9 protein-coding genes are annotated in these 10,911 nt (G+C 73.0%); 4 read left to right on the plus strand and 5 right to left on the minus strand.

Annotated elements, in window-relative coordinates:
* The first annotated feature begins 127 nt into the window (after positions 1–127).
* Entirely contained in the window at positions 128–1,564 is a 1,437-nt protein-coding gene (gene ahcY, locus RM479_RS24820; protein WP_311514113.1) for an adenosylhomocysteinase, read from the plus strand.
* 81 nt (positions 1,565–1,645) lie between these two features.
* Positions 1,646–2,908 carry an adenosylhomocysteinase gene (locus RM479_RS24825; RefSeq protein ID WP_311514114.1) on the plus strand — a complete coding sequence of 421 codons (1,263 nt, stop codon included), beginning with the start codon at positions 1,646–1,648 and terminating at the stop codon, positions 2,906–2,908.
* 35 nt (positions 2,909–2,943) lie between these two features.
* Here the strand turns inward: RM479_RS24825 and RM479_RS24830 are convergent, their stop codons facing one another.
* Positions 2,944–3,756, minus strand: a complete 813-nt coding sequence (locus RM479_RS24830; RefSeq protein WP_311514115.1) for an RDD family protein — start codon at positions 3,754–3,756, stop codon at positions 2,944–2,946.
* Between the two features lie 118 nt (positions 3,757–3,874).
* Between RM479_RS24830 and RM479_RS24835 the strand changes: the two genes are divergently transcribed.
* Positions 3,875–4,879: a stage II sporulation protein M gene (locus RM479_RS24835; protein WP_311514116.1), complete on the plus strand. Its 1,005-nt coding sequence runs from the start codon at positions 3,875–3,877 to the stop codon at positions 4,877–4,879.
* A gap of 42 nt (positions 4,880–4,921) precedes the next feature.
* Positions 4,922–5,176, plus strand: a complete 255-nt coding sequence (locus RM479_RS24840; protein ID WP_311514117.1) for a DUF397 domain-containing protein — start codon at positions 4,922–4,924, stop codon at positions 5,174–5,176.
* A gap of 12 nt (positions 5,177–5,188) precedes the next feature.
* Here the strand turns inward: RM479_RS24840 and RM479_RS24845 are convergent, their stop codons facing one another.
* The 4 genes from RM479_RS24845 to RM479_RS24860 all read right to left on the minus strand — a co-directional run.
* Positions 5,189–7,180, minus strand: a complete 1,992-nt coding sequence (locus RM479_RS24845; protein ID WP_311514118.1) for a tetratricopeptide repeat protein — start codon at positions 7,178–7,180, stop codon at positions 5,189–5,191.
* A 124-nt stretch (positions 7,181–7,304) separates the two neighbouring features.
* A complete protein-coding gene (locus RM479_RS24850; RefSeq protein WP_311514119.1) occupies positions 7,305–8,606 on the minus strand; it encodes a DUF58 domain-containing protein in 1,302 nt (433 codons plus the stop codon).
* A complete protein-coding gene (locus RM479_RS24855) occupies positions 8,606–9,589 on the minus strand; it encodes an AAA family ATPase (RefSeq protein WP_311514120.1) in 984 nt (327 codons plus the stop codon). The genes RM479_RS24850 and RM479_RS24855 overlap by 1 nt, the downstream gene beginning before the upstream one ends.
* A gap of 134 nt (positions 9,590–9,723) precedes the next feature.
* Positions 9,724–10,911, minus strand: a 1,188-nt coding sequence (locus tag RM479_RS24860) for a DUF4350 domain-containing protein (protein ID WP_311514121.1), incomplete at its 5' end; no start/stop codon positions are given.

The raw sequence follows: 10,911 nt of genomic DNA on the forward strand, positions 1-10,911 counted from the left end.
GCAGCGACCCTAACCGAGCCCGCCCCCCACATCGACGCCATCTGACGTTCCGTTGTCAGATTCGCTCCGATATCGGGCCGGCGGGCCTAGAATCGGGTGCGCTACGACCATCACGAGTGAGGAACGCATGGCTTTCGACTTCAAGGTCGCCGACATGTCCCTGGCCGACTTCGGCCGCGACGAGATCCGGCTCGCCGAGCACGAGATGCCCGGTCTCATGGCGACCCGCGCCGAGTACGGTGACAGCAAGCCGCTCCAGGGCGCCCGCATCATGGGCTCGCTGCACATGACCGTCCAGACCGCGGTCCTCATCGAGACCCTGGTCGCGCTGGGCGCCGAGGTGCGCTGGGTGAGCTGCAACATCTTCTCCACCCAGGACCACGCCGCCGCCGCGGTCGTCGTCGGTCCCGACGGCACCGTCGAGGACCCCAAGGGCGTCCCCGTCTTCGCCTGGAAGGGCGAGACGCTGGAGGAGTACTGGTGGTGCACCGAGCAGGCGCTCACCTGGCCCGGCGGTGAGGGCCCCAACATGATCCTGGACGACGGCGGCGACGCCACCATGCTCGTCCACAAGGGCGCCGAGTACGAGAAGGCCGGGGCCGTCCCCGACCCCTCCACCGCCGACAGCGAGGAGTTCGAGGTCGTCCTCAAGCTGCTCCAGGCGAGCCTGAAGCGGGACCCGGACAAGTGGACGGCCATCGCCGGTCGCATCAAGGGCGTCACCGAGGAGACCACCACCGGTGTCCTGCGCCTGTACGAGATGCAGCGCGCGGGCACGCTCGCCTTCCCGGCGATCAACGTCAACGACTCGGTCACCAAGAGCAAGTTCGACAACAAGTACGGCATCCGCCACTCGCTGCCGGACGGCATCATGCGCGCCACCGACGTCCTCATCGGCGGCAAGGTCGCCGTGGTGTGCGGTTACGGCGACGTCGGCAAGGGCGCCGCGGAGGCGCTGCGCGGCCAGGGCGCCCGCGTCATCGTCACCGAGATCGACCCGATCAACGCCCTCCAGGCCGTCATGGACGGCTACCAGGTCACCACCCTGGAGGACGTGGTGGGGACCGGTGACATCTTCATCACCACCACCGGCAACTTCAACGTCATCATGACCGAGCACATGACGGCGATGAAGCACCAGGCCATCGTCGGCAACGTCGGTCACTTCGACAACGAGATCGACATGGCGGGTCTGGCCAAGGTGCCGGGCATCGTCAAGAAGGAGATCAAGCCGCAGGTCCACGAGTGGACCTTCCCCGACGGCCACACCGTCCTGGTGCTGTCCGAGGGCCGGCTCCTCAACCTGGGCAACGCCACCGGCCACCCCAGCTTCGTGATGTCCAACAGCTTCACCAACCAGGTCATCGCGCAGATCGAGCTGTTCACCAAGCCCGACGAGTACCCGATCGGCGTGTACACGCTGCCGAAGATCCTCGACGAGAAGGTCGCCCGTCTGCACCTGGACGCGCTCGGCGTCAAGCTGACCGAGCTCACCAAGGAGCAGGCCGCCTACATCGGCGTGGACGTCGCCGGCCCCTACAAGTCGGACCACTACCGCTACTAGCGGACCCATCGACCTCCGGGGCCGGCGCCCGCCGGCCCCGGAGGCGTGCGGACGAAGACGAATACGGGAACGGGCGGGTCCATGACCGGGATTCCACACGAGGTGGCCGACCTGGCCCTGGCCCCGGCCGGGGTGCGCCGGGTGGCCTGGGCCGAGCGCTCCATGCCGGTACTGCGCAGCGTCCACCGGCGCTTCGCCGTCGAACGCCCCCTGGAGGGGATGCGCGTCGCGGCGTGCCTGCACGTGACCGCCGAGACCGCCAACCTGCTGCGCGTGCTGCGGGCCGGCGGCGCCGAGGTGGCCCTGGCCGCCTCGAACCCGCTGTCCACCCAGGACGACACCGCGGCCGCGCTGGTCGCCGAGTACGGGGTGGCGGTGCACGCCTGGGCGGGGATGGACCCGTCCGCCTACGACCGCAACCTGATCACCGTCCTGGAGACCCGGCCCCACCTGCTGCTCGACGACGGCTGCGACCTCGTCCACACCCTCCACGCCCTCCGCCCCGACCTGCTCGAAGGCGTGCTCGGCGGCTGCGAGCAGACCACCACCGGCGTCATCCGGCTGCGCCGCATGAGCGCCGACGGCGAACTCCGCCTGCCCATGGTCGCGGTCAACGACACCGCCACCAAGCGCATGTTCGACAACCGCTACGGCACCGGCCAGTCCACCATCGACGGCATCCTGCGGGCCACCAACACCATGCTGGCGGGCCGCACCGTGGTCGTCGCCGGGTTCGGCTACTGCGGCCGCGGCCTGGCCGAACGCGCCCGCGGCATGGGCGCCCGCGTCATCGTCACCGAGGTCGACCCGGTCAAGGCCCTGGACGCGGTCATGCAGGGGTACACGGTCGCGACCATGGCCCAGGCCGCCCCGCTCGGGGACGTGTTCATCACCGTCACCGGCAACCGCGACGTCATCCGCGAGGAACACCTCGTCCTGATGCGCGACGGCGCCATCCTCGCCAACTCCGGCCACTTCGACCTGGAGATCGACCTGCCGGCCCTGGACCGGCTCGCCGTCACCGTCGACCGGGGGGTGCGCGAGCACGCCGACGAGTACGTGTTCGCCGACGGCCGCCGCGTCCTGCTGCTGTCGGAGGGACGGCTGGTCAACCTCGGCGCGGCCGAGGGACACCCGGCCGCCGTCATGGACCTGTCCTTCGCCGCCCACGCCCTCACCGCCGCCTGGCTGGCCCACGCCCACCCCGACCTGTCACCCGGTGTGGTGGAGGTGCCCGCCGAGATCGACACCGAGGTCGCCCGCCTCGAACTGGCCGCGCTGGGAGTGGCCATCGACACCCTCACCCCCGACCAGGAGTCCTACCTCCGCTCCTGGCACCCCTGATCCTCGGGCGGACGTGAGCGTGGTGGAGGCCCCGATCAGCGGGTGGGGCGGTGGGTCCGCCGTTCGTGCAGGGCGATCTCGTGGCGGCGTCGGCGTTCGGCGAGCACGGCCGCGAGGAAGTACGGGGGTGTGACGCCCGGCGGCGGGGGCGGGCTGATCTGCGCGGCCACCGCGTCGGCCAGCCGGATCCCCATCTCGTGGCGGGTGTGCTCGGCCAGCTCCGCGTAGCGCAGCACGTACTGCCGGGCCGCCGCCGCGGTCTCCGGGGACAACCGGGACAGTTCGACGCCCGACGCCCAGGCAGCCAGGTGCGGCGGCATGGGAACGACCTCCTCGCGGGGGCGACCCGTGCGCTCCTCCACGACCACGGTGCCCGCCAGGAAGTCGCCCACCCGACGGCCGTCCCCGCTCAGCATCGACGTGATCAGCGCGATCACGCCCGTGGTCATCCAGATCTCCACGAAGCCCGTCAGCGACCGGGCCAGCGCCTGCCGGAACCGCTCGGGGGACCCGTCGGTGCCCACCACGCGCAGACCCAGTGCCATCTTCCCCAGGGACCGCCCGCGCGAGATGGTCTCGAACGCCGTCGGATACCCCACGAAGATCAGGATCGTGCCGCCCAGGCCCACCGCCGCGGTCGCGGCGGGGTCCATGGTGGTGGCCATCCAGCCCACCAACAGGCCCAGCAGGATGGCGAGCACGATCTGTACGATCGCGTCGAGGGCCAACGCCACGGCCCGGGTCGCGAACCCGGCCGGGCGCAGGTCGAGGACCACCGCGTCCCCCGTGACCAGGGGTGTCGTACCGTACGCGTCGCCTCGGACCTCACCACCGCCGGGATAGGACACCGGTGCTCGCTCTCCCTCGGGGCCGAACGGAAATGTTCGCATCCGACACTACCCGCCACCCGGGTACGGCGTTCCCACCGGCCACCGGATCGGATGCCGAGACGGTAGGGTCCCTTGCGTGGATATCGACGTTTTCGCCGCCGCGCACACCCGGGACTGGGAGCGGCTGGACGCCCTGGTGCGCAGGCGCCGCTCCCTCGACGGCGCCGAGATCGACGAACTCGTCGACCTCTACCAGCGAGTGTCCACGCACCTCTCGGTGGTGCGCTCCTCCGGTCAGGACCCCGCCCTCGTGGGCCGGCTGTCCGCCCTGGTGGCGCGCGCCCGCTCGGCGGTGACCGGAGCGCACGCCCCCGCCTGGCGCGACGCGCTCGGCTTCTTCACCCGGGTCTTCCCCGCCATCCTGTACCGGCTGCGCTGGTGGTGGATCGGCATGACGGCCGGCACCGTGGGGGTCGCCGCGGCGGTCGCCTGGTGGGTCGTCGCCGACCCCGCCGTGATGCACGCGCTGGGCACCCCCGAGTACATCTCCCAGGTGGTCGAGTACGAGTTCGCCAACTACTACGTGGAGAACCCGCGCGGCTCCTTCGCCGCCCAGGTGTGGACCAACAACGCGTGGGTAGCCGCGCAGGCCATCGTGTTCGGGGTCGCCTTCGGGCTGCCGACCCTCTACGTGATGCTGCTGAACGCGGTGAACGTCGGGTTGATGGCCGGGCTCATGATCGGCCACGGCAAGGCCGACGTGTTCTTCGGCCTGATCCTTCCCCACGGCCTGCTGGAGCTGACCGCCGTGTTCGTGGCGGGCGGCATCGGCCTGAAGCTCGGGTGGACGCTCATCTCCCCCGGGGACCGGACCCGGCTGCGCGCCTTCGGCGAGGAGGGCCGCGCGGCGGTGGCGGCGGCCCTGGGACTGGCGGTGGTGCTCTTCATCTCCGGTCTCATCGAGGGCCTCGTCACCGGCAACACGGTCGCCGGCCACATCCCGGTCCCGGTGGCGCTGGGCATCGGCGTGCTGGCGGAGGTGCTGTTCTTCCTGTACGTGTTCGTGGTCGGCCGCAGGGCCTACCTGGAGGGCGAGACGGGCGACATCAAGGACGCCCCGGCGGCGGTCCCGGTGGCCTGAGCGCCTTATCGGACAAGGCTCGCGCGTGGCAGGATCGGGGCCATGAGCGAGACCCCCCGATGGTTCAAGAGTTCCCGCAGCAACATGGCGTCCAACTGTGTCGAGGTCGCGATCACGGACACCTTCTCGTGGTTCACGAGCGGCTTCGGCGCCCTCAAGGGCGGAGAGTACGTCGAGGTCGCCTTCCCCGATGCCACGACCGTCCTGATGCGCGACACCCGCAACCGGGACGCCGCGGTGCTCTCGATCGGCTCCGGGGAATGGTCCGGCTGGACGCGGTCGGTGTCACGGGGCTGAACGCCCGAACGGTCACCGTCCGCCGGCGGCCCGGGACCGTTCCGCGCGTCCCCTGGCCTCGACCGTCTCGGGATGCTCTTCGCCCAGGACCTCCGCCCGCGCCCGCGCGACCCGCTCGAACAGCGCGCCGGCCCGGGTGTGCTCCCCGCGCCCGGCCGCGTTGAGGGCGGAAAGGTAGTCGGCGGTGATGGTCCTCGGATGCCTCTCACCCAGCAGTCGCGACCACATCCCGCGTGTCCACCGCAGCCCCTCCTCCGCCCCGTCGTGGTCACCGCGGGCCATGAGGACGCAGGCGAGGTTCTCCCGTGCCTGAAGCGCGATGAGCTCCTCCTCGTTCCCGACATGGGCCTCCCACACGTCGAGGAAGATCCGCTCGGCGGCGTCCAGATCGCCGCGCAGTCCCGCGACCAGGGCGACCTGGTGCAGGCTGCTCAAGGTATCGGGGTGACCGGGGCCCAGCACGGCCTCCCGGTCCCCGTGGACCGAACGGAAGACCTCCTCGGCCTCCTCGATCCGGCCCAGGGCCCGGAGCGCGTCGCCCCGGGCGTGCCGGGCTGCCATCACCTCCGGATGGGTGACGCCGATGTCCTTCCCGGCCGCCTCCACCAACGCGCCCAGTGCCTCTTCCGCGGCTTCCCGATGGCCCGAGAGCATGACCGCGCGGAGGTTCGCCACGGCGGCCCGGACCACGGACGGGTGTGCGTCCCCTCGTATGCGGGCACAGGCGCGGCCCAGCTCCACGTGGGCGTTGGCCTCCAGGAGCAGGTCGTGATCGGCGTGCCGGCGCAGCAGTCCCTCGGCGATGCGCAGCGGGGGCGTCGTGTCGATTCCCGCCCGGATCGTCTCCGCCACCAAGGGGTGCATCCGCAGCGCGGTCTCCCCACCGTGCTCGCCCAGGGCGACCAGGCCGTGCACGACCAGCGCGTTGATCGCGCGCGCCAGACCCACCTCGTCCAGCCCTTCCAGGGGCCCGGCGGCGAGCACGGGCACCGGCAGGCGACGCAGCGGCACGGGCACCGCGTTCGGGCCCAGCACCGCCAGCACCTGGGACAGCGGCTCCGCGTACGGCTCGCGTTCGGCCAACAGGCGCAGGGACAGGTCCCACACCCCCGACAGCGACCTCCGGTCGACGTCCTCCCCGGTGACGAACGGCGCGGCCAGCTCGTCCAGCCGGTCCACGCCCTCCTCCAGGTGCGCCGACAACGCCCGGGCGTCGGGGAACAGCACCCGGTGCGTGGCCAGGATGCGCCCGGCCAGCGCCAGTGCCAGCGGTACCCGGCCCAACCGTTCCGCCAGTTCCCCGGCGCCCCGAAGTCCCTCCAGGCCCGCGTGGTCGGCCAGCGCCGTCCCCGCCGAGCCCCCGCCCAGGGGTTCCACCCGGTGGATCCGGGCCGGCGTCCACTGCCCCGGATCGTCCACCCGCGTCGTCACGACCACGAACCCGCCCCGGCTCGCCCGCATCCACCCGAGCTGATCGCCCGGCCGGTGCTCCGGGTCCAGTTCCTCCGGCCGGTCGGCGTTGTCGATGACCAGCAGCCACGGCCGGGGCGCGTGGTCCAGGTGCCGCCACACCCACCGCATCGCCAGGTGCCGGGTGGACCGCACCTCCTCGGCCTCCCGGCGCGACCCGCCCAGTTCCACGGCGACCTCGATCATGCTCGCCGCGACGTTCCCGGGCCGCACCCAGAACACCGTCCGCCCCTCGACCCGCGCCCGCTCGGCCAACGCCGCCGCCACCGTGGTCTTGCCGAATCCGCCTGGTCCGGTCAGCACGTGCGGTACCGACGCCCCGGCCCGCATCTCCGCCACCAGGACGTCGAGCAGGTCGTCCCGCCCGCGCACGGTCGTCGCCGGCCGGGGCGGATCCAGCGCCACGTCCGCCCCCGGCGGGGGAGCGGCGTGCTCACCGGCGTTGATGGTCACGTTGTGGATGTCGCGGGCCTGGACCAGCTGCCCGTACACGTCGCCGCGCGCGGCGTTGTCATGGCCTGGAGGGACGGTCATGCCCCCATACTGACCGACCGCCCCTTCGCCCACCGAGGGCCCGTACGCCCCGAGACGTGGTGAACACCGGAAAGGGGCGGGATGGCCGGAACCGGCCACCCCGCCCCTCGGGGCCCGCGGCCCCCTACAACCGTCCCTGGGCCTTGAGGTTGATGTACGCGTCCGCCAACGCCGGGGCGATGTGCTCGGGATCGGCGTCCACGACCTCGACCCCCGACCGGCGCAGCTCCGCCGTCACCCGGCGGCGCTCGCTCAGGGTGCGCTCCGCGGCGGCGGCCCGGTACAGGGCGCCGGAGTCGCCGCGCTCGGCGGCCATCGCCGCCACCGCGGGGTCCTCCACCGCCGCGACCAGCAGCAGGTGCCGCGAGGTCAACGCCGACAGCCGGGGCATCAGGCCCTCCTCCAACGCGGCCGCGTTGAGGTCGGTCAACAGCACCACCAGGGAACGGCCCCGTCCCTGGGCGCCCAGGACCGTGCTCACCAGGCCCGCCGGGTCGGACTCCAGCAGCTCCGCCTCCAACGGGGCCATGGCCTCCACGATCCGGTGCACCTGGCTGCCCTTGCCGGACGCCTTCACCTGGGCCCGGACCCGACGGTCGTAGGCCAGGAAGTCGACCCGGTCGCCCGCCTTGCCCGCCAGCGCCGCCAGCAGCAGGGCCGCGTCCATGGCGTGGTCCAGCCGGGGGGTGTCGCCCACCCGGCCGGCGGAGGTGCGCCCCGTGTCCAGCACGATGAGGATGCGCCGGTCCCGTTCGGGACGCCAGGTGCGCACCACCACCCCGTCGCTGCGGGCGCTGGCCCGCCAGTCGATGGAGCGCACGTCGTCACCGGGCACGTAGTCGCGCAACGAGTCGAACTCGCTGCCCTGTCCGCGCACCATCGCCGTGTGCTGCCCCTCCAGCTCCCGCAACCGCGACAGCTTGCCCGGAAGGTGCCGGCGGCTGTGGAACGGCGGCAGGACCCGCACGGCCCACGGCGCGGACAGGGTGCGTTGCCGCCCCGCCAGCCCCAGCGGGCCGATGCTGCGCACCGTGACGCCGGCGGCACGTGCGTCGCCCCGTCGGGTCGGAGTGAGGGTCGTCGTCACCCGACGCCGTTCGCCCGCGTCCACCCGCAGCGGACGGGTGCGCGGCGCGGCGTGCGCGCTCGGCGGCCAGGCGTCGCGCACGCTCCCGCGCAGCCGGCGTCCGGTGGGGTTGCTCACGAGGACCTCGACGACGGCGGAGTCGCCCAGGCGCAGCGACGTGTCGCCGGACCTGGACATCCGCAGCGCCTTCGGGCTCACCGCCAGCGCCACGTCCACGATCAGCGGAACCACCACGACGCCCACGGCGATCACCGCCGCCCACGCGCCCAGCAGACCCGAGAGGGCGACGGCGACCGTGGCCACACCCGCGAGCAGCACCGCCCGGCCGGTGACCACCATCAGCGCGGCACCGGGACGGAGGAGAGCACGCCGTCCAGGATCCCGTCGGTGGTCGCGCCCTCCAACTCCGCCTCCGGGCGCAGCGAGATCCGGTGCCGCAGGGTCCCCTTGGCCAGCGCCTTCACGTCGTCGGGGGTCACGTAGTCGCGGCCCGACAGCCACGCCCACGCGCGCGCGGTGCGCATCAGGGCGGTCGCGCCGCGGGGGGACGCGCCGAGCTGGAGCGACGGCGATCGCCGGGTGGCCCGGCACAGGTCCACGATGTACCCGAGCACCTCGGGAGCCACCCGCACGGTCTCCACGGAGGACCGGGCGGCCCGCAGCTCGGCGGCGCCCGCCACCGGGGACACCCCGGCTGCTGCGAGGTCGCCCGGGTCGAACCCGGCCGCGTGCCGGCCCAGCATCTCCACCTCGGCGGCCCGAGGCGGCAGCGGCACGGTCACCTTGAGCAGGAAGCGGTCCAGCTGCGCCTCGGGGAGCGGGTAGGTGCCCTCGTACTCGACCGGGTTCTGGGTGGCGGCGACCAGGAACGGGTCGGGCAGCGCCACGGGGCTGCCCTCCACCGTCACCTGTCGTTCCTCCATGGCCTCCAGCAGGGACGCCTGGGTCTTGGGCGGGGTCCGGTTGATCTCGTCGGCCAACAGCAGGTTGGTGAACACCGGGCCCTTGAGGAACTCGAACTTCGCGGTGTGCTGGTCGTACACCAGCGACCCGGTCACGTCGCCCGGCATCAGGTCGGGGGTGAACTGCACCCGCTTGTGGTCCAGCGACAGCGCCGCCGACACGGTGCGCACCAGCAGCGTCTTGGCGACACCGGGCACACCCTCCATCAGCACGTGGCCGCGGCACAGCAGCGCCACGACCAGGGCGGTCACCGTCTCGTCCTGGCCCACGACGGCCTTGGCCACCTCGCGGCGCAGGGCGACCAGGGCCGCCCGTGCCTCGTCGGCCGATGGCAGTGCCTCGGGTGTGAAGGCGCTCACGTGCCGTCTACCTCTCTCGCTACCTGATGTGTCGCCGGCCCCCGTTGGGGTCGGCGCTCCGTGTTCGATGTCGGGTGCCCGCCCGAGGGCGGCCCCGGGTCGGGGGGACGCGTCGGGATCGGTGCCGGGGTCGGTCACCGCAGCCTCCGTCCGCGTTCGTCCAGTTCGGCGGCCAGCCGGAGCAGGCCGTCGTCGTCGGCCGTGTACGGGTCCGGCGTCGCCGGGTACAGCAGGTCGCGCAGCGCCCGCGGGTCGCCTCCGGTACGTTCGGCGACCGCCGCCACCACCGCTTCCGGCGAGGCGTCCGGCCCCAGCCCCAGCCGGACGGCGTGCCGTTCCAGGAAACCGGAGCGCAGCGCGTCCGCGGCCCGGTCGCGCGCACCGCGGGAGCGGTACAGGGCGGCCCGCCCCTCGGTCGTCTCCGAGGCGCGCACCACGACCGGCAGCGACTCGGGCACCAGCGCGCCCATACGGCGGCCCCGCCACAGCGCGAGCAGCACCAGGGACGCCGCCAGCGGGAGCAGGGACCACCGCAGGCCGGCCGGGAGCAGTTCGGTGATGGTCGCCCCGCCCTCCTGCCTCGGCGGGTCCGGACGCAGCCATACCACGGTTCCGGCGTCCATGAGGTTGAGGGCCAGCGCGGCGTCGCCGCCCCGGTCCAGCAGCCGGTTGCTCAACGGGTTCCCGTTGCCCAGCACGGTGGTGGTCGTACCGGTACCGTTCCCGGCGACCTGGAGCAGGGCGTCACCGGCCTCCATCGGGTAGCAGCCGACCGCGTCGGCCCCCTGGGGCGCGGTGTACAGCTCGCCGTGGACGTAGGCGGGGCCCGCGGCCTCGGCGGCGGGCAGGTCGCAGCGCGGTTCCACGGGGCGTTCGAGGAAGTCCGCGGGCAGTTCGCGCCCGGTCATCTCGACCCCCGGCGCGAACGCGGCCAGCGATCTGACGGACGGGCGCACCAGCACGGTGTCCACGTCCAGGTCGGCCAGCCGGTCCAGCTCCTCGGGGAGGAGTCGGTGGTCCATGAACACCACGAGCACGACGTCGTCACCGGCGGCGGAGACCTCCTCGACGGCGTCCTGGGAGGTGCGGGCCACCTCGACGTCACGGTCCTCGCTCAGCACGTTCACCAGGGCCCGGGTGCCGTCGGGCGCCACGCTCCCCGGTTCCAGGTGGCCGGTGGGGAACTGCTCGCTCCCCAACGACATCAGGATCGCCACCGTGATGAGCGCGGCGGCCAGGAGCGCGGGGAAGCGGGCGGCCCGCCAGAACCTCCGGGCACCCGGACCGTCGTGTGCGTCGGGGCCGGCCGGACCGTTGCCGGG

The organism is Nocardiopsis lambiniae, from assembly GCF_031845465.1.
In the GTDB taxonomy this organism is placed as follows: domain Bacteria; phylum Actinomycetota; class Actinomycetes; order Streptosporangiales; family Streptosporangiaceae; genus Nocardiopsis; species Nocardiopsis lambiniae.